Consider the following 21,483-nt stretch of genomic DNA (forward strand, 5'->3'; position numbering starts at 1 on the left):
GCGCGCCCCTGCGCCGCCGCGGTCCCGGCGCGGGGCGGGGCGCCTGCTGGGCTCCCGGCGCCGCCCCCCCGCCGTACTTCCCCGAGCAGCGCGTCGTCACCTGGTGGGCGACGACGGGAGGATGGGAGGTGCCCCTGCGCACTGCGAGACGCCAGTCACCATAGGTGTTCTATAGTGCTTCTATGGCATCGACGACGATTCAGGTGCAGCGGGAGACCCGTGATCACCTTGCCGAGCTCGCCAAGGAGCGCGGCGTGAGCATCGGCCAGCTGGTCGAAGCGCTGGCCGCCCAGCAGCCGACTGCGGCACAGCGTGCAGAACGGCTGGCCGCCGACCGGGAGGTCGTACGCCGCATGATGGGCGTGGACATCCCCGACGAGGAGTTCGAGCAAGCCCCCGACGTGCTCGGCAACATCTACAAGATCGCTGCCGAGAAGGTCCGTGCCGCCGGGGGCACCGCAGCGTGATCATCCTCGACACCAGTGCCGTCAGGGCACTCGCCGGCGGCCACAAAACGCTGAACCTCCTGGCCGGCAACATGGCGAAGACGCCCGGCGAACGCCTCAGCATCCCCGCCCTGTGCCTGACCCAGGCCGAAGCCGGCGAAGAGGACCTTTCGCAGCGCGTCCTCACCTTCTCCTCCGTGGCCGTCGACAGCCTCGACACGATGGCCGCCGTCAGCGTCGGCACCATGATCCGCGACGGCTACGGCGGCCCCGACACCTGCCACGCCCTGTACTGCGCACTGCCACGCCCCGAGTTCACCGGCATGTCGATCCTGCTGACCGGCAACGAGAACGCCTACCCGCCCGGCGTGGTCACCGTCGACATCGACTCACCCGGCATGCTGGGCTTCCATTAACGGGGCCCCGGTTCGGGAATCCCAGGCATAGCGCACCACGGACAGCGCCGGGCCACGACCATATTCCGGTTGCCGCGGACAAAGGCGTGTCCGGCGGGTCCTGTCACCCGACCCACCGGACGCCTTACGGGCTAGGCCAATTGTTGAGCGGAGGGCCGGCCGCTACAAACCACGCTGAACGTGGCACGCGGGATGGTCCACCGTTGGTCAGGGGGCATGCTTCGAATACCGGTGGAGTCGTCGCCGCCCTGGGGAACAATGTCGAAGCTCTGGCCCCCATCCCCCGCGTATGGCCGACCGGTATCTCCCGCGTATGGCCGACCGGTCACCACACCGGCTCGCCCTGGTCGCGGCCGCCAAGGGACTGTCGCCACCCCCTGCCGGGCGCGCTGGTCGAGATGCCCCCGTCAGGCGTTCTGATGCGCTCGATGCCACGACGACTCCAATGAATGATAGGAGCTTGGTATCATTGCTTCATGTTGTATCGAATGCCTCGCCTGGACTCCGTCGACCACCAGGTGCTGGAACAGATCGTCGACATGCGCGACCAGCTGCGCCACGCGGTGCAGCAGGTCCCCATGAAATGGACGCTGGACCTGCGTAAAGCGCTGACGGCGAGCGCCATCGCGGCGTCGAACACCATCGAGGGCTACCGGGTCGATGCCCGGGACGTCGCCGACCTGATGGACGGTGAACGCGAGGTCGAGGCCACCGACGAGAACAAGGCCGAGACCCTCGCTTACCAACGGGCCATGACCTACATCCAGTCCCTCCACGACACCGTCGACTTCCGCTACAACAAGGAGCTCCTCAACGGCCTCCACTGGATGCTCCAGGGCCACCACCACCCGCAACGGACCGCCGGCCAGTGGCGCAAGAACTCCATCCGGATCACCGCACCCGGAGACGAACTCGCCACCGACTACGAAGGCCCCGACCCCGAGACTGTTCCCGGCCTGATGGGCGAACTCGTCGACTGGCTCAACGACGGCGACCTCGGCGCCCACGTCCTGATCCGCGCCGCGATGGCGCACCTGAACCTGGTGAAGATCCACCCCTGGTCCCACGGCAACGGCCGCATGTCCCGCTCGCTGCAGACGCTGCTGATCGCCCGGGGCGGCGTCCTGGCCCCGGAGTTCTCCTCGATCGAGGAGTGGCTGGGCATGCCGGGCAACACCTGGGAGTACTACAAGGTGCTGCGCGAAGTCGGCGGCCCCGTCCACTCGCCCGAACGGGACACCGCGCCGTGGATCAAGTTCAACCTCCTCGCCTATCACCAGCAGGCCCAGCGGGTGCAGCGCCGTGTCGAGCGGTCGAACGACTGCTGGATCCAGCTCACGGAAGCCTCCGGGAGCCTGGGGATCTCGGAGCGGCAGGTGACGGCGCTGCACGAAGTGGCGATGGTGGGCCGGGTACGGCGCTCACGCTACGAGAAGGCCGAGGGCCTCAACACCCAGCAGGCAACCCGGGATCTGCAGGCTCTGACAAAGGCCGAGGTCCTCACCGCAGTCGGCCAGACGAAAGGCCGCCACTACGTCGCCGGGGCCCGCTTCCCGCAGAACGTCCTGGCCACAGCCCAGCGACACCACACCATCGCCGACCCGTACTCCACCTAGATTCCCGCTGCGCCGACTACGGGGGCGCCCGCGGAATGCCGCTTCCACACCTCGCGGATGCGTCGGCTGACCAGGGTGCGCAGCACAGGTCACTGCGAGACAGGCCAGCCATCATGCTGCTCGCCGCCCTTGGGGTGGGAGCCCCGGCCGTGGTCCTCAGCGGCGCGGTGGACGCCCACAGCGCCCCGTCCCGCGCCACCTCTGCCGGACACCGCGGCGCCGGCTGACACAGCTGGACACACAGCCCCAGCACGCCCCTGCCGGTGTGGGACACGCACGGGCCCCTGGCTAGATGATGCCGAAGAGCACACCGGCGCACAGGACCACCAGGGAGGTCAGTACTGCCCACTTGACGGTGAACCTGGTGTGGTCGCCGAACTCGACCTTGGCCATGCCGACGAGGACGTAGACGGCCGGGACCAGCGGGCTGGACATGTGCAGCGCCTGGCCGGCGAGGGCGGCACGGGCGATCTCGACGGGGGCCACGCCGTGGGCGGCGCCGGCCTCGGCGAGGATCGGCACGATGCCGAAGTAGAAGCCGTCGTTGGACATGAAGTAGGTCAGCGGGATGCTGAGGACGCCGGTGACGATGCCCATGTGCGGGCCGAGCGCGTCGGGGATGCCGCCGACCAGCCAGCGCGCCATGTGCTCGACCATGCCGGTCCCGGTGAGCACGCCGGTGAAGACGGCGGCGGCGAAGACCATCCCGGAGACGTTGAGCACGTTCTCGGCGTGGGCGGCGACGCGGGCCTTCTGGTCCTTCATCTGCGGGAAGTTGACCGTGAGGGCGAGGGCCGCACCGAGGAGGAAGAGGACCGGGATCGGCAGGGCCTGGAGGATCAGCAGGGCGAGCAGCGCGACGGTGAGCGCGGCATTGAACCAGTAGAGCTTGGGCCGCAGGGTGGCGCGCTGCGGGTCCAGGGTCCGGAGGCCGTCGTCGTCGGCAGCGTGGTCGCCGGAGTCCGTCGCCGTGTCGGGGGCCGTACGGGAGTCCGTCGCCGCGTCACGGTCGACGCCGGGGCCGGGGCCGGGGCCGGAGCCGCCGGTGGCCCGCCGCGCCTTGGCCGGGAGGCCCGCCGTACCGCCCGCTGCCGCCCCCGCGCCCGCGCCGACCAGGACCTGCCCGCTCTCCTTCTCGTCCGCGGGCTCGGTGACCACCCGGGTGTCGCCGAGGGTCAGGACGCCGAGCCGCTTGCGCTCGCGCCGGCCGAGGACGTACGCGAGGACGAAGACCGCGGCCAGGCCGACGGCCAGGGCGGGGATCATCGGGATGAAGATGTCGCCGGCGTCGAGCTTGAGCGCGGTGGCGGCGCGGGCGGTCGGGCCGCCCCAGGGGAGGGTGTTCATCACGCCGTTGGCGGTGGCGGCGACACCGGTCATGACCACCAGGCTCATCTTCAGCCGCTTGTAGAGCGGGTAGAGCGCCGAGACGGTGATCATGAAGGTGGTGGAGCCGTCGCCGTCGAGCGAGACGATCGCGGCGAGCAGCGCCGTGCCGACCACCACCCGCACCGGGTCGGCCTTGCAGAACTTCAGGATGCCGCGGACGACCGGGTCGAAGAGCCCGACGTCGATCATCACCCCGAAGTAGATGATGGCGAACATCAGCATCGCGGCCGTGGGGGCCAGGTCGCCGATGCCCTTGAGGACGTAGTCGCCCAGGTGTGCGCCCTGTCCGGCCAGGACGCAGAACAGCGCGGGGATGATCACCAGCGCGGCCATCGGTGACATCTTCTTCATCATGATCAGCACCAGGAAGGTGGCGATCATGACAAATCCGAGGATTGTCAGCATCAGAGGTACCTCACGTTCGCCCTTGAACAACTGCCGGGGGGTGGCGGTCCAGGCGACGTTAGGTCCGGCAAACTTTTGTTAACAAGGTCTTGACACGCGAGCAATACGAGCAAAACCCCAGGTCAATGCTGATCTCCCCGGACGGGCATGCGCACAACCGGCGGCCCGCCGCCCGCCCCGGCACCCGGGAGCGGGCCCGGTGGCAGCTGCCCGGCCCTCACTCCTCCCCCGCACCCGCCCCGTCCAAGTAGCGCGCCAGATAGGCCCGGAGCAGCTCCTTGGTCTCCGCGACGATGGCGGGGTCACCGGCCGGGTCGGTGCGGAAGGCGAGCTGGAGCAGCGCATCGGCCGTCTCGACGCCGACCAGGAAGGCGGTGCGCAGCCGCTCGTCGGCGGTGTCCAGGCCGAGCGGACCGGCGAACAGCACCCGCAGCCGGTCGGCGACCTGGTAATTGGCCTGCCGGGATGCGCGCGGGGCGGGGACGGTGAACTCCACCAGGGCGAAGCCCGGCATCGTCCGTTTCATGACGAGGTACTCGTCGACCACCACATCCATCGCGTGGCGCCACTGGAGCGGCGCTCCGGCCGGTGCGGTCAGCCGGTCGGTGATGCGGTCCGCGTAGGCGTCGAGATTGCGCGCGGCGAGGGCCTCGGCCATGGCCCGCTTGTGGGGGAAGAAGCGGTAGACGGAGCCGATCGGGACACCGGCACGGACCGCCACGGCCCGGGTGCTCAGCTCGTCGTATCCGGCCTCCTCCAGGACTTCGGCACAGGCGTCGAGGATTCTGGCCAGCCGCTGGGCGCTGCGCCGCTGGACGGGCGCACGGCGGAGGGGAGTCGACGGCGGGGTGGGGCGGGGAGTCGGCTGCTGCACCCGGCCATCCTGCCCACCCCGCGGACGGACGGGGCGCCATCGGCGCGATCCGGCCGACGCGGCCGGGACTCTCCGTTGACGGCCCCCCACGGCAATCCTAAGGTCTTGCATAGGATTCCTTGAGCGGCGGGAGCACGCGATGGCAGGCACGGGCAGCGAGCAGGCGAGGAAGACGGCCGAGGGGCTGGTGTACGCCACCGGCTTCGGCAACGAGCACAGCTCGCAGGCCGTGCCGGGCGCGCTGCCGGCGGGCCGCAACTCCCCCCAGCGCGCACCGCTCGGGCTGTATGCCGAGCAGCTCAGCGGGTCGGCGTTCACCGAACCGCGCGACCACAACCACCGCTCCTGGCTCTATCGCATCCGCCCGTCGGCCGCCCATCCGCCGTTCGTCCGCGCCGAGCAGCGCGCGCTGCGCTCGGCGCCGTTCACCGACAGCGTCCCCGACCCCAACCGGCTGCGCTGGAACCCGCTGCCCGAGCCCACCGGCCCCACCGACTTCCTGGACGGGCTGTGGACGCTGGGCGGCAACGGCGATGCCGGCCGGCGCGCCGGCATGGCCGTCCATCTGTATTACGCCAACACCTCCATGGACCGCCGGGTGTTCGGCAACGCGGACGGTGAGCTGCTGCTCGTACCGGAGCGCGGCGGACTGCTGCTGCGTACCGAACTCGGCTTGCTGCGCGCCGAACCGGGCGAGGTGGCACTGATCCCGCGCGGCGTGCGTTTCCGCGTCGAGCTGCTGGACGCCACCGCCCGCGGCTACGTCTGCGAGAACTACGGCCGGCCCTTCCAGCTGCCCGACCTCGGTCCGATCGGCGCCAACGGGCTGGCCAATGCACGGGACTTCCGCGCACCGGTCGCCGCCTACGAGGACGTCGAGGGCCCCGTGGAGGTCGTCAACAAGTTCTGCGGCAACCTCTGGACGGCCGTCTACGACCACTCGCCGCTGGATGTCGTCGCCTGGCACGGCAACCATGTCCCGTACGTCTACGACCTGCGCCGCTTCAATGTCATCGGCTCGATCAGCTACGACCACCCCGACCCGTCGATCTTCACCGTCCTCACCTCCCCCTCCGACACCCCGGGACTGGCCGGCGTGGACTTCGTGGCCTTCGCGCCGCGCTGGCTGGTCGGCGAGGACACCTTCCGGCCGCCGTACTTCCACCGCAATGTGATGACGGAGTACATGGGGCTCATCGAGGGTGCCTATGACGCGAAGGCGGAGGGTTTTGTGCCGGGCGGCGGCTCGCTGCACAACATGATGTCGGCGCACGGGCCCGACCGGGAGACCTTCGACCGGGCGAGCGCCGCCGAGCTGCGGCCGCAGAAGATCGACGACGGGCTGGCCTTCATGTTCGAGACCCGCTGGCCGCTGACGCTGACCGGACAGGCCCGGGACGCCGGCCATCTGCAGCGCGGTTACGACGACGTATGGCAGGGTCTCCAGCGCCACTTCCGCCTGTGACACCGGGGAGGACCGTCTCGTGACCACCTTCGCTCCCGACTCGCTCGCCCTGAACCGCAAGCTGCCGCTGTGGTACCAGGTTTCGCAGTCGTTGCGCGCCTCCATACTGGGCCGCTCCCCCGAGGCTCCGCTGCGGCTGCCCACCGAGGACGCGCTCGCCGCGCACTACGGCGTGAGCGTGCTGACCATGCGCCAGGCCCTCAAGGAACTGGAGACGGAGGGCCTGATCAGCCGGCACCGGCGCCGTGGCACCTTCATCGAGCCGAGCGCACGGCGCGGTGCGCCGGTGCGGCTGCTGGGTTCCGTGGACGCGATCGTGGCCCAGCAGTCCGGGATGCGCACCGAGCTGCTGGCGCACGGCCCCGCCACGGTGCCGTCCGAACTGTCCCCGTACTTCCCGGACCTGGCCGAGGTGACCGGTTTCCACCGGCTGCGCGGCGACGAGGAGACCGGCGAGCCCACCAACCACGCGCACAACTACGTACGGCCCGATGTCGCCGCGCTGATCGATCCCGCGGATCTGCTGCGCCGGCCGATGACGAAGGTCCTGCGGGACGCGGTGGGCGTACGGATCAGCCGGATCACCGACACCGTCGAGGCCCGGCTGGCCGACCCGGAGACCGCCCGGCTGCTGCAGGTTCCGCTGCTGAGCCCGATCCTGCACTACACCGGCATCACCTACGACGAGGACGGCCGCGCGGTCGATGTCGCCCGGATCCACTACCGCGGCGACCGCTTCTCGTTCACGGTCACCCTGGAGGCGCACTGACCCGGCCCGCCGGGCGGCATCCCCGCCGGGCCACGGCTCTCCCGGGCCTCAGATGCGCTCCAGGCTCCGCCCCGTACTGCGCGGCCCCAGCAGCGCCACGTCCAGGCACAGCAGCAGCATCAGCCCCGCCGAGCCGAGGAACACCGCCGCGGGCCCCAGGTCGTTCAGCACGCTCAGCGCGACGAACGGCAGCACGACCGAGGTGAGCCGGGACAGCGAGTAGGCGATGCCGATCGCACTGCTGCGCAGACCGGTCGGGAAGATCTCGGTCTGGTAGACGTGGAAGGCGTTGGAGAAAACGTTGCTGCACACCGTCAGCAGGAAGCCGAAGGTGATGATGGCCCAGGTGGCGGTGGCGAAGCCGAAGGCCGTCCCGCAGCCGGCGATGCCGAGCGCGGAGGCGATGATCAGCGTCCGGCGCTCGATCCGGTCGATGAGCGGGACGGACAGCGCGGAGCCGATCGGATAGCCGCAGAAGCCCAGCGCCGCGTACAGCAGCGACTCGGTGACGGAGTGGCCCTTCGCGGTGAGCACCACCGGCGCCAGGGACCCGAAGCCGTAGTAGCCGACGGTCTGCAGCACCTGGAAGATCCACCACATCACGGTGCGCCGCCGCTGCTCGCCCCGGAACATCTCGCCCAGCGGCACCTTCCGCTCCGGGACGGTCTCCGCCTCCGGCACGGACGGCAGACTGCCGCCGCTCTCCCGGGCCACCCGCTCCTCCAGCCCGGCCACGATCCGCTCGGCCTCCTCGGTGCGCCCCTGCACGGTCAACCACCGTGGGGATTCCGGGAGTTGGCGGCGCATCAGCTGGATGAACGCGGCACCCAGCGCACCGGCCACCAGCAGCCAGCGCCAGCCCTCGATGCCCAGCAGCTGATGGGCGGCCACCAGCCGGGCGCCGAGCAGCGCGGCGACCGGAACGCCGAGGAAGCCGAGGGTGTACGCATGGGCGATATAGCGCCCGCGTACCGCCCGGGGCAGGAACTCCGCGAGATAGGTGTCCACCAGCACGAGTTCGGCGCCGAGCCCGAGCCCGGACAGAAAACGCAGGACGAGGAGCCAGGGCAGATCCGATGCGAAGGCACACAGCAGCGAGAACAGCGCATACGCCCCCAGGTTGACCAGGAACATCCGGCGCCGGCCGAGGCGGTCGGCGAGCACCGACAGCACATTCGCCCCGACGAACATCCCCAGGAAACCGGCGGCGATCACCCAGGATTTCGCGGTGTCCCCGAGGTGCCACTGTGCGGCGAGGACCGCGGCCAGCACCCCGCCGAGGAAGATCTCGTAGAGGTCGAAGAAGGCACCGATACCGACGACGAGGGTGATGCGGCGGTGCCACCGGGACGGCGGCAGCCGGTCCAGCCGGGCGGCGGCCCGGGTGCCGATGGGGGTCCCCCCACGCCGTTCGGGCGTGGGAGAGGCGGTGTCCGTCATGGCGGTCCTCCCCTGAGCAGGTCCCGGCGCACGGGACGGAGCCAGGTCCGCACCGCGTGATCGGCGTACGGCGAGGACCGTACTCCTTCAAGATCAGCAAGCGGAAGACCGCCTGTGCGCCCGCCCCGTACGGTGGACGTGGCCTGCGGATTCGGCAGGGCCCCGGGGCCGGTGGATACCATGCCGGGGTCAACCGAACGGTCCGGGAGGGGCTCCGCGTGACGGCGAAGCAGGACGCGCCACGGCTGTCCGATCTCATGCCGTGGTCCGCGGCGCCGCTGCGGCTCGGCCGTTCCTGGGTGCTGGCGCCGGATCCGGCCACCCTGCGTACCCGTTGGGCGGCGCTGGTGGACGCCGGGGACGCGGCGGCCCGTGAGCGGCTGTTCCGCCCGTCCCGGGCCCGGACCCTGCACTCCGCCGTCGGCCAGCTGCCGGGCCAGGCCACCTCGACCGAGCGGCTGTACCGGGCGGCCGGGCCGTGCCCCGAGCCGGTACGCATCCTGCACGGCCCGTTCGACCAGCAGTGGCTGCTGCCCGACCACCGGCTGATCGACGGTGCGCGGCCCGAGCTGTGGCGGGTGGCGGACGCACCGCAGCTGTTCGTCGTCGCGTGGGGCCAGGTGCCTCAGGTGCCCGGCCCCGCGGTGGTGTGCTCCGCGCTGCTGCCCGACGGACGGTCGCCGGCCGGCCGGCCCGGACGGATCCATCCGCTCTACCGGCGGCCCGGCGGGCAGGAACCGAATCTCGCTCCCGGCCTGCTCGGCCTGCTCGCCCGTCGGCTGGACCGCCCGGTGGATCCGGCACAGCTGCTCGCCTGGCTCGCCGCGAGCGCCCGCCACTCCCCCGACGGCTGCACGGTGCCGCTCACCGCCGACCCGGAGCTCTGGGACCACGGCGTCGGGCTCGGCGAGCGGCTGCTGTGGCTCACCACCCGGGGCGCCGCCCCGCACGGGGCGGCGGCCGGCGGCGAACGGCCCCGGATGCCGGGCGGCCGGCGCCCGTACGTACGCTCCGCGCTCCCCGCCCACGGGCTGCCCCAGGACTTCGGCTACGACCCGCAGGAGGAGGCACTGCTTCTCGGCGGGGGCCGGATCTCGCCGGTGCCGTCGGCCGCCTGGGACTTCCACGCGGGCGGCGTACGCGTCCTTCAGGCCTGGCTGGCCGAGCGCACCGGCACCGCAGCGGCGGGCGCGGAGCCGCCCGAGGCCGGTTCGCTGGCGGCGCTGCGCCCCGCGAACTGGCCGCAGGAGTGGACCTCGGAGCTGCTGGAACTGATCACCGTCCTCACGCTGCTGTCCGAACTCCGCCCGCGGTGTGCAGCGTTGCGGCGGCAGACGGAGGAGGGTCCGCAGCTGACGGCGGGCGCACTGCGCGCGGCCGGCATCCTCCCGGCGCCGGTCGCCGCACACCGGCCGGCCTCCGTGCTCGACCATCACGAGGAGGGCCCGGAGGGTCAGTTCGCGCTGCTGTGAGCGGCCCGGTACGTACCACCGCGGTCGCCGCCCCCAGCGGCACGGCCGCACCGGGCAGAACCGGCGGCACGGCGGCACGGCGGCACGGCGGCACGGCGGCACGGACAAAAAAACCACCCGTCGCGGAGCAACGGGTGGTGGGGAGTGCTGCACCGGCCGGGCGGGGACGGGGCCGGGCGAAGAGCGGGCGCCGCACGGCACCTCGGGGCAAAGGTTTCCGCCCCGGCGAGCACACCGACGAACCGCCGGCGCCCTGGGCCTGACGAGCGCTCGGACCGCAGTGCCGCGCCGGGACGGTGTGCTCGCCCGAGATGCCGCTTCAGCAGCGGATCAGCCGTGACCCCCGAACAGCGAGCGCCGCAGCCTGCGCAGCGGCGCGAAGAGCGACACCCTGGCGCCGCGGCTGTTCCTCGTACGCGAATGATCACGTGCGGTGAGTTCCTGCATCAGCGAGGTCGCGCCCTCCACCTCACGCTGCGGGATGGCGGGACCACCCAGCACAGCGAAATGGCGGTCGAGGCGCGCGCTGGACGCACTGCTCCCGCAGCTGATGGCAGGTACTCGCGCCCTGCTACGCACTGTTATCTGTTCCATAACTCTCCCCACCCTACGAGGGCACCCGGCCCCGGGCAGGGTAACCCTATCTCTCTCGGAGGACACGCGTGCAGACCGGTCAACGGATTCACCTGCCTCGCCTTGGCGTTGACGAACACCATACGGAATGCCACGTACACCACACGGAGCAGGGCGAGTTGAGCGTCATCCGGCTTCGGCGGAAGGCCCGCCGAGGCGTCTGACGGGCCGCCAGGACGCCCGGAGAGAGACCGGTGTCTCACCCTCTCTCCCCGGTGCCCGGCGAGCGGACGGTTACGCAGCGGAGGCGAACACCGGCAGATAGCCGCCGGACTGCCCGGCGGCGGTCGGGTGGTAGGACTCCAGGATGGGGTAGGTCACGCTGTGCAGCCAGGCGCTGCCGGAGCACAGCTCATGGCCGGAGAACGTGGCGTTGACATCGGCGAAGCTGAAGCCGTGGTCGGCGGCCCGCTTGGCGGTGACGCCGTTGATGTCGTCCGCGGCGCCGTTGATCGCGGCACGGGACTTCTCGGAGAGCCCGGCGATACAGCTGCCGCCGAGCTTGTAGAAGCGGGGGTAGCCCACGACCACCACATGCGCGGCCGGGGCCTTGCGGGAGATGGCGCTGTACACCCCGTCGAGCTGAGCGGGCAGGGTGTTGTCGATATAGCTCCTGGCCTGGGCGACCCGGGCGAGACAGGCGCTCTCGCCCTGGAGCGCACAGGTCGTCATGGTGTCGGCGAAACCGGCGTCATTGCCGCCGATGGTGATGCTGACCAGGCCGGTGGAGCTGCTCAGTGGTGCGAGCTGGCCGCTCAGAACATCACCCGTTCGGGCGCCGGAACAGGCGGTGAACCGGAACGAGGAGGGGGAGTGCGCGGCCGCCCAGAGGGCGGGGTAGGCCTTGGAGCTGCGCATGCAGGAGCCGCTGGCGCTGTCGTAGCTGCCGGCTCCGACGCCGGAGGAGTAGGAGTCGCCGAGAGCCACATAGCCCGTGGCGGTGGGGAGTTGGGCGGACGCGGCGGCGCTCGCGCCGGTGAGCGCGAGCGCCGAGGTGACGAAGAAGGCGGACGTCAAGGCCGCAAACCGGGACAGTCTCATGGAACCTCCCTTAGCAGGATCTCTGCCACTTTCGTGGTAGCAAAACTCACCGGTAGTCGGAAGTGTCCATGCCAAAGATCATCGGCAGTTCACGGCAAATATGCCGGTCCGGGTGGGATGTTCACCGCCCGGCCGCTGCCCCGGGGCGACGACGGCGACCGTCACCCGGCTACGACGGCGACCGGACCGGCGCCCTGCGGGCGGGGCGCCGGGTCCCTCTCCGGTGGGCCGGTCAACCCCCCGCGGGGTGCCGGCGGCGGGCGAGGCCGGGCACGAGGAGGGCGGTGGCCGCGACGAAGAAGGCCACCAGCAGGAGCACCAGGGCCGGCCGGGTCCCCAGGCCGAGCAGCCCGGCACCGAGGAGACCGCCGGCGAACATCGAGGCGACCGAGAACAGCCGGCGGCCCATGGCGTGGGAGCCGTACCCCAGTCTCCTGTCGTGCCCCAGTGGTGACCCGCTGACCAGCGCCGTCATCGCCCGGGTCTCCACCGTCGTCGTGAGGTCGGGCGCCGCGGCCCGCATGGCGGTGACATTGCGCATGCCCATCGCCACCGCCATCAGCCCGATGACGGCACAGCGCCGGCCCGGCGGCAGGCCCCGGGACGGCCCCGGCTCCCAGGCGGCCGCCGCGGCCGCGACCAGCAACGCCGCCTCGGTGGCCAGCGCGACCGGGAACCACTGGCGACGCCGCGCGGCCAGCGCCGACTCCGTCCGGGCCCCGAGCGCCGCACCCAGCACGAAGGCACCGAGCGACACCACCGTCGCCAGGACCGGCAGCCCGCCCTGCCCGGCCAGCCCGAAGCCGAGGAAGAGCAGATTGCCGGTCTGGGTCGCGGTGAAGACCTGACCGAGCGCCAGAAAGCTGACGGCGTCCAGGACTCCGGTGGCCATGGTCAGACACACCATGATCACCGTCAGGGCGGTTCCGCTCGGCGGCTCCACGCACGCGGCTCCTTCCAGCGGTCACCTCACCTCGCGGCATGTGCTCCCAGTCTCCGGACGGCCGATCCGCAGTGCCGCCATTGCGCCGTCCGAGGGCGGCCCGCCAACACCCGGCCCCCTGCCCGGTTGCGTAGGTTTCCGGTCGTCTTCGTGTCTTGACGGTGTTCCGGGCGTTGCGCGACATTGAGGCCCGGCATCCGGCGCTTATGGGGGGCAAAGCTGCCCATGCACACCAAGACCATCGCTCACCACGGCTCGTATGACCGGCCGCCGGCCGACGCCCGCCCGGCGAGCGCCACCGTGTCGCTGATGGCGGGGATGGCGGCCGGTCTCGGCGCCATGGGGGCCGTCCTCGCGCTCGTCGGCAGCGGCTCGCCGCTGCGTGCGCCGCTCACGCTCTTCTTCCTTCTGATGGCGCCGGCCGGTGCGCTCGCCACCGCGCTCGGGCGGATGGATCCGCTCGGCCGGGCGGTCGCCGCCGGGGCCGGGGCGCTGGCCGTCGATCTGCTGGTGGCACAGGCCATGCTCACGCTGCATCTGTGGTCGCTGCGCGGCGGTGTGCTCGCGGTGGCGGCGCTCAGCGGGGCCCTGCTCAGCGCCGGTGCGGTACGGCGGCGGACCGGCCGGGCGCCCGGAAGCCGGGCGGGCTGAGATGGACGTCGCGGTGTACCGCCCCGGCGAACTGACCGGGGCCGACCGGAGTGCCTGGACCGCCCTGCAGTCCCGGGCGGGGTCCCTGGGAGCGCCCCAGCTGGCGAACCCTTTCCTCTCCCCCGAGTTCGCACTGGCCGTCGGCCGCTGCCGCAGCGGGGTACGGATCGCGGTGCTCCACCAGGACGGCGGGGCGGCCGCGTTTTTGCCCTTCCAGCGCTCGGCGCTCGGTATCGGGCGGGCGATCGGCCTGGGCGTCTCGGACGCCCAGGGGCTGGTGCACCGGCCCGGGTTCCGGTGGGACGCCCGGGAGCTGCTGGGGGCCTGCGGGCTGTCGGTGCTGGAGTTCGATCACCTGGTGGCCTGCCAGCACCCCTTCGAGGCGGCCTCGTTCAGCGGCCACGCCTCGCCCGTCATCGATGTGGACCAGGGCTTCGAGGCCTATCTGACGGGGCTGCGGGCGCAGTCGCCGAAGTTCACCCGGACCACCCTCGCCAAGGAACGCAAGCTCGGCCGGGACGTCGGACCGCTGCGCTACGTCCACGACGAGCGCGACCCCGAGGCGCTGCGGGCGCTGATGCGGTGGAAGTCCGCGCAGTACCGCAGGACGGGGCGCAGCGACCGCTTTGCGCACCCCTGGATCGTCCGGCTCGTCCAGCAGCTGTTCCACAGCCGTACCGCTTCCTTCGCGGGGCTGCTGTCGGTGCTGTACGCCGGCGAGCGGCCGGTCGCGGCGCACTTCGGGCTGCGTTCCACGTCCGTGCTCGCCTGCTGGTTCCCCGCCTACGACCCGCAGTTCGCGAAGTTCTCCCCCGGGCTGGTGCTGCATCTGCGGATGGCGCAGGCGGCGGCCGCGGAATCCATGGGGTATCTGGACCTGGGGCGCGGGGCGAAGGACTACAAGGACTCCCTCAAGACCCGTGAACTCGTGGTGTCCGAAGGGTGGGTGATGCGGCGGCATCCGGTGGCGCTGGGGCATCGTGCGCGGCGCGCGCCGGTGCGTGCGCTGCGCAATGCGGTGCTGGCCCGGCCGGAGCTGTTCGCGTCCGCCGACCGCCTGCTCAAGCAGGTCGGCCGGATCCGGCCGGGGCGATGACACATCACCGGTACCAGCCACCGGCGCCCGGCCTTTCTGCGCATCCAAGACGGCGCAACGGGGCGTGCGCCGGTGCATTCATACGGGCGTGCCCCCGAGTGCTCCGGTCCGTTGCCGCAAAGGGTATTTGGCGCGGAAGGTCGTGCCCTACAGTCCCAGACATCAATACCGACGCACATCCACCCGCACCGGCCGATCATCGCAAGACGGCTCTTGGGGAGAGCCCACGCGACACGGTGAAGCGGCCGGTGCGGTGCGCGGTGGGGGGGTCCCGTGCGCTTGGTCCTCGCTTGCTGATCTCTGCTTGCCGATGACCGGAGCACGAGCCGCGCAGCCGGAACACGCATGCCAGCTCGCCCTGTCCGGACGGTGATCCCTGCCGTGCCGGCCGGGGTGTGAACCCCCCTTTCGACCCGGATAACCACACGGACCGCCCGGGGGTGGGCGGTCCACCGGACGAGAGGGCAAGAAACCCGATGAGCTCGTTCCTTCGCCCGGCCGACGCGGAAGAACCGCCGCTGACGCTGCTGCCGGACCAGGCCGTCTACCGTCCCGTTTCCTCACACCTGGCCATCGCTCCACCGGTCAGTGTCGTCATCCCGGCGATGAATGAAGCGGAAAATCTCCCGTATGTCTTCGAGACCCTGCCGGACTGGATCCATGAAGTGATCCTGGTCGACGGGAATTCCACCGATGACACGGTCCGGGTCGCCCGCGACCTCTGGCCCGGCGTCACGGTCGTACCGCAGCGCGGCAAGGGCAAGGGCGATGCGCTGATCAGCGGTTTCGCGGCCTGCACCGGCGAGATCATCGTGATGATCGACGCGGACGGATCGGCCGACGGCGGCGAGATCCTCCGCTATGTCTCGGCACTGGTGTCCGGGGCCGACTTCGCCAAGGGCTCCCGGTTCGCCAACGGCGGCGGCACGGATGACATGACGCCCGTCCGCAAGCTCGGCAACCGCGTACTGACCGCCGTCGTCAACACCAAGTTCGGCGCCCGCTATACCGACCTGTGCTACGGGTACAACGCCTTCTGGCGGCACTGCCTGGACCGGATAGCCCTGGACTGCGCCGGGTTCGAGGTCGAGACGCTGATGAACATCCGGGTGGTCAAGGCCGGGCTGCGGGTGCAGGAGATCCCCAGCCACGAGTACCTCCGCATCCACGGGGTCAGCAATCTGCGGGCGGTCCGGGACGGGCTGCGGGTGCTGAAGGTGATCCTGCGCGAGCGGGGCTCCAGAAAGAACCGGGCCGCCCGGCCCGCGCTGATCACCGGGAACGCCCGGTGAGCGCGGCGGGACCCGTTGTCGCCGGCCCGGCGGCGCGGATCTCCGTCGTGATCTGTGTCCACACCGAGGACCGATGGGACGACATCCTCGCCGCGGTGGCCTCGGTGGGCGACCAGTCCCATCCCGCCCATGAACTGCTGCTGGTCGTGGACCACCACCCCGCGCTGCTGGCCCGGCTCAGGGAGCACTTCAGGGGCGCTCGCGCGGGCGCAATCGCTCCCCGTGCTCCCGCAACTCCCCCGACGATCATGGCCAATTCGGGGCCCCGCGGACTGTCCGCGGGCCGAAACACCGGTATCGCGGCGGCCGACGGCGAGATCGTCGCCTTTCTGGACGACGATGCGGTGGCCGAGCGCGACTGGCTGCGCCACTTCGCCGCGGCCTATGCGGACCCGTCGGTGATGGCGGTCGGCGGGCGCACCGAGCCGGTCTGGGCGTCCGGCCGCCGGCCGGTGTGGTTCCCCGAGGAGTTCGACTGGGTGGTGGGCTGCACGTACCGCGGTCTGCCGGCCGGCACGGTGCGGGTGCGCAATGTCCTGGGCGGCAATGCGTCCTTCCGCAAGGTGGCGTTCGACCTCGTCGGCGGGTTCGCCGTCGGCATCGGCCGGGACGCCGGCCGCCGGCCGCTGGGCTGCGAGGAGACCGAGCTGTGCATCCGGATCACCCGCTCCCTGCCGGACGCGGTGCTGCTGATCGACGACCGGTCGGTGATCCACCACCGGGTCCCTGCCGAGCGGCAGCGCTTCGGCTACTTCCGCAGCCGGGCGTATGCCGAGGGCCTGTCCAAGGCGCTGGTGGCCCGTAGCGTCGGCGCGCGGGACGGGCTGGCGACCGAGCGGCGCCACACGACGCGGGTGCTGCCCGTGGGGGTGCTGCGCGGGGTGCGGGATGCGCTGCTGCGACGGCCGGGCGGCGCCGGCCGGGCGGGCGCGATCGTCGCCGGGGTGGCGGCCGCGACGGGCGGCTATGTGTGGGGCACCGTACGCGCCCGCGGGAAGCGAACGCCCGTGGTGGACACGGCGGTGGGGAACCCCACGGGCAGTGAGGCCGTCGGGACGGTCCCGGCGCACGAGGGAGCGGTGGCATGAGCGCACGGCCGCCGGTGGTGCCGATTTTGATGTACCACGCGGTGACCGCGGCCCCCGCGCCCGCCGTACGGGAGTTGTCCGTGCCGCCCGAGGCCTTCGCCGCGCAGCTCGCGGTGCTGGCCGACGGCGGCTTCACCCCGCTGACCACCGCCGCGCTGGCGGCGGCCTGGCGGGGCGGCGGACCGCTGCCGGCCAAGCCGGTGCTGATCACCTTCGACGACGGCTACGAAGGCGTGTACCGGCATGCGCTGCCCGCACTCGCCCGGCACGGCTTCCCGGCCACCCTCTTCGTGTCGACCGGATGGCTGCGCGGCCCGTACGACACCGGGGGCGCCCTGGACACCATGCTCGACTGGGACCAGGTACGGGAACTGGCCGCGGCCGGCGTGGAGATCGGCGGGCACAGCCACAGCCATCCGCCGCTGGACGACCTCGCGGACGCGCGGCTGCGGCACGAGGTGCTGCGCTGCAGGGAGATCGTCACCGAGCAGGTCGGAACGCCGCCGGAGTCGTTCGCCTACCCCTACGGCCACTCCAGCCGGCGGGTACGGCGCACGGTGCGCGGTCTGGGCTTCCGGCAGGCGCTCGCGGTGGGCAATACGCCGGCGGCCCGCCACCAGGGGCCCTGTGCGCTGGCGCGGCTGACGGTGCGGCGCCGTACCGGCATCGAGGAGTTCGCCCGGATCGTCGAGGGCCGCGGCCTGGTCCGCGCCTTCGCCCGGGACCGGGTGCTGACCAAGGGGTACGCGGTGGTCCGCAGATCGCGGCAGGCGGTCCGGCTGTGCACACCGGGCCGTTGAGCGCACCGCGGCACGCCCGCGGCGGAAGAAGGGGCAACCGAGCCGGTGTCTGACACCACCACCAGGGCCGAGGAGGACACGGAACCGGAGCCACGGGGAGGCGGCGGCGCGCTGCGCAGCCCGGGGCGGGGCGGCGGCACGCTGCGTCTCCCCGGGCGGGGCGGCGGCAGTCCGCTGTTCCGCAACGCCTATGCGCTGATGCTCAACACCGGCGTCTCCGGGCTCCTCGGCCTGGGATTCTGGCTGGTCGCGGCCCGCTATTACACGGAGTCCGCGGTCGGCCAGGGCTCCGCGGCCATTGCCGCGATGAAACTGCTGGCCGGACTGACCGCGGTGACGCTGACCGGTGCGCTGGCCCGGTTCATCCCGGTCGCCGGGCGGAGCACCGGCCGGCTGGTACTGCGGACCTACGCGGGCAGTTCGGCCGTGGTGGCCGTCGCCGCGGCCGTCTTTCTGCTCACCCTCGACCTCTGGGGACCCTCCTACCGCTTTTTGCACGGCGCGCTGCACGGCCTGGGCTTCCTGCTGGCCGTGGTCGGCTGGTCGTTGCTCACGCTTCAGGACGGGGTGCTGACCGGGCTGCGCAGTGCGCTGTGGGTGCCGGCGGGCAATCTCGCCTTCTCCGCGGTGAAGCTGGGGCTGCTGGTGGTCCTCGCCGCCGCGGTCCCCACCGCCGGGGTCTTCGTCTCCTGGGCGGCGGCGATCGCGGTATCGGTGATTCCGCTGGGCTGGCTGGTGTTCCGGCGGCTGGTGCCGCGGCATGTGCGGGCCACGCAGCGCAGTGCCCGGCTGCCGTCGCTCCAGGAGATGGGCCGCTTCCTGGCCGGTGACTCCACCGGGTCGCTGTTCTCGCTCGCCGTGGTCTACTTCGTACCGGTACTGGTCGCCTCGCAGGTCAGCGCGGCGGACAATGCGTACTTCTACCTCACCGCCACCATCGGCGGAACGGTCAATCTGCTCGCCCTCAACATGGGCGCCGCACTGACCGTCGAGGGAGCGCACGATCCGGCGCAGCTGGCCCGCCACACCCGGGCCGCGCTGCGGCGGATGGCCCGCATCATGCTCCCGGTCTGTCTCGTCCTGTTCGTCGGTGCGCCCTACCTCCTGGGGATCTTCGGTCCGGGATACGCGCAGGCGGCGACGCCGCTGCTGCGCTGGTTCGCGGTGGGGGCCGTGCTGCGGGTCGTGATGGAGGTGCACTTCGCGGTGCTGCGTGCCCAGAGCCGTACGTCCGGACTGGCGGGACTGCAGGGCCTGTTGTGTGTGCTGGTGCTCGGACTGACACTGGTGCTGCTGCCGCGGATGGGGCTGACCGGAGCCGGCGTCGCCGAGATCTCCAGCCTTGCGGTGATCGTCGCGATCGCGAGCGTGCGCCTGGGCCGGGTGCTGCGCGCGACGGTGCCCGCGCCGGTCCCCCGGACACCGGCGGGCAGGTTCGCGCCCGCCGGGGATCCGGCGGATCCGGCCGTCCACGATGACCTGGGGGATGCGGTGCGGGCACACGAGGCGGAGCGCGAACCGGCCGCCGCAGCCGTGCCCCCGGCTCCGCTGCGCCGCGGATCGCCGCGCTTCGCCCGTCTGCGCAGCCGCCCCGGCCTCGCCGTCTGGGCGCTGCTGGTCACCGCGCTCGCCCTGTTCTGGCTGCCGCTGCGCGGGATGGGCGACACCGCCCTGGACCGGATGAACGGGCTCGGACTGATCTCGGTGCTGCCCGCGGCGACACTCGCCGGGGTCGTCCTGCTGGTGGCGGCGTTCGGCGCGGCGCTGTGGCTCTCCCGGCCGCGGCCGGTGCTGCTCACCGCCGTGCTGCTGCTGACGGTGGTGGCCCTGCATGCGCTGCCGGCCGTACTGGAGACCGAGCCGCGCTTCCCGACGGCCTGGCAGCATCTGGGTTTTCTGGACCACCTCGGCAGAACCGGCTCCGCGGTACCGGACCTGGACGCCCGCTGGAGCTGGCCCGGTTTCTTCGCCGGAGTGCAGTTCGTGGCCGGGGCCTGCGGGGTCACCGACTTCACCGAGGTGCTGCGCTGGTGGCCGACGGCCGTACAGCTTCTCTCGCTGGCCCCGCTGTTCCTCCTGCTCGCGGCGGTACGGGCGAGCTGGCGGGCGAAGTGGTGCGCGGCCTGGCTGTTCGCGCTGTGCGGCTGGGTCGGCCAGGACTACTTCTCCCCGCAGGGGTTCACCTATCTCCTCTATCTCGCGTTCGTGGCGATCCTGCTGGTCTGGTTCCGCGAACCACGGCCGGTGTGGGTCCGCCGCCGGCCGGGCGAGGCGGAGGTGCGGCCGGCCGGCCGCGGTCAGCTGGTGGTGCTGCTCGGCGTGCTGGTCGTGCTGTTCGCGGCGTCGGTGGCGGGCCATCAGCTCACCCCGTTCGTGATGCTCGGGGTGCTGACCGTTCTGGTGCTCACCCGCCGCTGCCGCCTGTACGGTCTGCCGCTGCTGCTCGGCGTGCTGGTCGTGGCCTGGGTGGGGTTCCTCGCCGAGCCCTACTGGTCGGGCCACTTCGACGAACTGTTCGGCGGGCTCGGCGGTATCGGCGGCAATGTCTCCTCGTCCGTCACGGACCGGATCGGCGGCGACGGCGACCCCACGCACAAGCTGGTGCTCTACACCCGGGTCGCGCTGGCGGGCGGGGTGCTGGCACTGGCCTGCTGGGGCGTGCTGCGGCGGCGGGCGGCCGGCTTCACGGAGCGCGCGCTGCCGGTGCTGGCCTTCGTCCCCTTCCTGGCGTTCGGCATGCAGTCCTACGGCGGCGAAATGGCGCTGCGGGTCTTTCTGTTCGCGCTGCCCGGCGCCGCCGTGCTGGCGGCACTGGCGCTGTTCCCGCGCGGTTCGGGCACCCGGCGCGGCCTCGGCCCGCTCGCCGCGCTGCTGACCGGCCTGATCCTCGCCGTCGGCTTCCTCGTCGCCCGCTGGGGCAACGAGCCGTTCGAGCGGATCAGACCGGGCGAGGTCGCGGCGATGGACTACATCTATGCGCACGACCGGCCGACGGTACGGCTGCTGTGGCTGAGCAGCGACCCCGTCAACAGCGTCACCCCGGCGATGCCCTGGGGCGCCAGGGACATGGAACGGGTGCAGTACGAACCGGCCCTCGCGCCCCGCGATCCGGACCGGGTCGATCCGGTCGTCACCGCCCTGCGCGACGCGGGGCCGCAGTCGTATCTCATCGTCAACCACGGCCAGTCGGAGTCGCTGCGGCTGGACGCCGGATACCGCAAGGACTGGGAGGGACGGCTGCGTACGGCCCTGGACCGGCGCCCCGAACTGCGGCGGGTGCTCGCCAACCGGCATGCGGCGGTGTACGAGCTGACGCGGCGGCCGGCGGGCACCGTACCGCAGCCCCGGCCCGGCCGGCCCGGTCCGCAGGTGACCTGGACCGCGTGGTCGGTGCTCGGTGCGCTGGCGGCGTCGGCGCTGATCGTGGTGCTGGCGGCGCGCGAGGTGCTCCGGGTCGCGGTCGCGCCGAGTGTGCGCCAACTGCACTGGATCCAGGGGATGTTCTGGTTCTCGCTACCGCTGCTGCTGGTGTTTTTGGCGGCCCTGGTACAGCGGTTCATGACGATGTCGTAAGGGACGGCCGACGGGCGGCTCAGGCGGGCAGCTCGGGCGGGCGGCTGAGGCAGGCAGTTCAGGCGGACAGCTCA

18 protein-coding genes are annotated in these 21,483 nt (G+C 71.9%); 12 read left to right on the forward strand and 6 right to left on the reverse strand.

Going from position 1 to position 21,483, the window contains the following annotated elements; all coding sequences use genetic code 11:
* The first annotated feature begins 182 nt into the window (after positions 1-182).
* The 3 genes from ACWGJY_RS12800 to ACWGJY_RS12810 all read left to right on the forward strand — a co-directional run bounded on the left by ACWGJY_RS12800 (position 183) and on the right by ACWGJY_RS12810 (position 2,478).
* On the forward strand, positions 183-467 hold the full coding sequence (locus tag ACWGJY_RS12800) for a hypothetical protein (RefSeq protein ID WP_451688240.1): 285 nt from the start codon (positions 183-185) through the stop codon (positions 465-467).
* Positions 464-862, forward strand: a complete 399-nt coding sequence (locus ACWGJY_RS12805) for a hypothetical protein (RefSeq protein ID WP_453260810.1) — start codon at positions 464-466, stop codon at positions 860-862. Before ACWGJY_RS12800 ends, ACWGJY_RS12805 begins: the two co-directional genes overlap by 4 nt.
* Positions 863-1,338: 476 nt before the next feature.
* Positions 1,339-2,478 carry a Fic family protein gene (locus ACWGJY_RS12810; RefSeq protein ID WP_453260811.1) on the forward strand — a complete coding sequence of 380 codons (1,140 nt, stop codon included), beginning with the start codon at positions 1,339-1,341 and terminating at the stop codon, positions 2,476-2,478.
* Between the two features lie 288 nt (positions 2,479-2,766).
* Here the strand turns inward: ACWGJY_RS12810 and ACWGJY_RS12815 are convergent, their stop codons facing one another.
* Together ACWGJY_RS12815 and ACWGJY_RS12820 are read right to left on the reverse strand one after the other, a co-directional pair.
* A complete protein-coding gene (locus ACWGJY_RS12815; protein WP_453260812.1) occupies positions 2,767-4,272 on the reverse strand; it encodes a CitMHS family transporter in 1,506 nt (501 codons plus the stop codon).
* 217 nt (positions 4,273-4,489) lie between these two features.
* Positions 4,490-5,146 carry a TetR family transcriptional regulator gene (locus tag ACWGJY_RS12820; RefSeq protein WP_453260813.1) on the reverse strand — a complete coding sequence of 219 codons (657 nt, stop codon included), beginning with the start codon at positions 5,144-5,146 and terminating at the stop codon, positions 4,490-4,492.
* A gap of 139 nt (positions 5,147-5,285) precedes the next feature.
* On the opposite strand from ACWGJY_RS12820, the gene hmgA reads away from it, so the two are divergent.
* Both hmgA and ACWGJY_RS12830 read left to right on the forward strand, forming a co-directional pair.
* The gene (hmgA, locus tag ACWGJY_RS12825) at positions 5,286-6,611 is read left to right on the forward strand and encodes a homogentisate 1,2-dioxygenase (protein ID WP_453260814.1); all 1,326 of its coding nucleotides are present in this window, start codon (positions 5,286-5,288) and stop codon (positions 6,609-6,611) included.
* 19 nt (positions 6,612-6,630) lie between these two features.
* Positions 6,631-7,380: a GntR family transcriptional regulator gene (locus tag ACWGJY_RS12830; protein ID WP_453260815.1), complete on the forward strand. Its 750-nt coding sequence runs from the start codon at positions 6,631-6,633 to the stop codon at positions 7,378-7,380.
* A 48-nt stretch (positions 7,381-7,428) separates the two neighbouring features.
* On the opposite strand, the gene ACWGJY_RS12835 is transcribed toward ACWGJY_RS12830, so the two are convergent.
* The gene (locus ACWGJY_RS12835) at positions 7,429-8,820 is read right to left on the reverse strand and encodes an MFS transporter (protein ID WP_453260816.1); all 1,392 of its coding nucleotides are present in this window, start codon (positions 8,818-8,820) and stop codon (positions 7,429-7,431) included.
* Positions 8,821-9,038: 218 nt separating this feature from the next.
* On the opposite strand from ACWGJY_RS12835, the gene ACWGJY_RS12840 reads away from it, so the two are divergent.
* On the forward strand, positions 9,039-10,292 hold the full coding sequence (locus ACWGJY_RS12840; protein WP_453260817.1) for a type ISP restriction/modification enzyme: 1,254 nt from the start codon (positions 9,039-9,041) through the stop codon (positions 10,290-10,292).
* Between the two features lie 330 nt (positions 10,293-10,622).
* Here ACWGJY_RS12840 and ACWGJY_RS12845 read toward each other — a convergent pair whose 3' ends face one another.
* The 3 genes from ACWGJY_RS12845 to ACWGJY_RS12855 form a co-directional block, all read right to left on the reverse strand.
* Positions 10,623-10,886 (reverse strand): hypothetical protein, encoded by a 264-nt coding sequence (locus ACWGJY_RS12845; RefSeq protein ID WP_453260818.1) that lies wholly within the window; start codon positions 10,884-10,886, stop codon positions 10,623-10,625.
* Between the two features lie 273 nt (positions 10,887-11,159).
* Positions 11,160-11,966 (reverse strand): SGNH/GDSL hydrolase family protein, encoded by an 807-nt coding sequence (locus ACWGJY_RS12850; RefSeq protein WP_453260819.1) that lies wholly within the window; start codon positions 11,964-11,966, stop codon positions 11,160-11,162.
* Between the two features lie 232 nt (positions 11,967-12,198).
* Positions 12,199-12,909, reverse strand: coding sequence for a YoaK family protein (locus tag ACWGJY_RS12855; protein WP_453260820.1), 711 nt, complete (start codon positions 12,907-12,909; stop codon positions 12,199-12,201).
* A 225-nt stretch (positions 12,910-13,134) separates the two neighbouring features.
* Here ACWGJY_RS12855 and ACWGJY_RS12860 point away from each other — a divergent pair, with 225 nt between their 5' ends.
* The 6 genes from ACWGJY_RS12860 to ACWGJY_RS12885 all read left to right on the forward strand — a co-directional run bounded on the left by ACWGJY_RS12860 (position 13,135) and on the right by ACWGJY_RS12885 (position 21,409).
* On the forward strand, positions 13,135-13,560 hold the full coding sequence (locus ACWGJY_RS12860; protein WP_453260821.1) for a hypothetical protein: 426 nt from the start codon (positions 13,135-13,137) through the stop codon (positions 13,558-13,560).
* A gap of 1 nt (position 13,561) precedes the next feature.
* On the forward strand, positions 13,562-14,656 hold the full coding sequence (locus ACWGJY_RS12865; protein ID WP_453260822.1) for a GNAT family N-acetyltransferase: 1,095 nt from the start codon (positions 13,562-13,564) through the stop codon (positions 14,654-14,656).
* Between the two features lie 476 nt (positions 14,657-15,132).
* The gene (locus ACWGJY_RS12870) at positions 15,133-15,948 is read left to right on the forward strand and encodes a glycosyltransferase family 2 protein (protein ID WP_453260823.1); all 816 of its coding nucleotides are present in this window, start codon (positions 15,133-15,135) and stop codon (positions 15,946-15,948) included.
* Positions 15,945-17,036: a glycosyltransferase family 2 protein gene (locus ACWGJY_RS12875; RefSeq protein ID WP_453260824.1), complete on the forward strand. Its 1,092-nt coding sequence runs from the start codon at positions 15,945-15,947 to the stop codon at positions 17,034-17,036. Before ACWGJY_RS12870 ends, ACWGJY_RS12875 begins: the two co-directional genes overlap by 4 nt.
* Positions 17,033-17,836, forward strand: a complete 804-nt coding sequence (locus ACWGJY_RS12880) for a polysaccharide deacetylase family protein (RefSeq protein WP_453260825.1) — start codon at positions 17,033-17,035, stop codon at positions 17,834-17,836. The genes ACWGJY_RS12875 and ACWGJY_RS12880 overlap by 4 nt, the downstream gene beginning before the upstream one ends.
* Before the next feature lie 45 nt (positions 17,837-17,881).
* A complete protein-coding gene (locus tag ACWGJY_RS12885; RefSeq protein ID WP_453260826.1) occupies positions 17,882-21,409 on the forward strand; it encodes a lipopolysaccharide biosynthesis protein in 3,528 nt (1,175 codons plus the stop codon).
* Positions 21,410-21,483 lie beyond the last annotated feature (74 nt).

Source organism: Streptomyces sp. NPDC054765 (assembly GCF_053612065.1).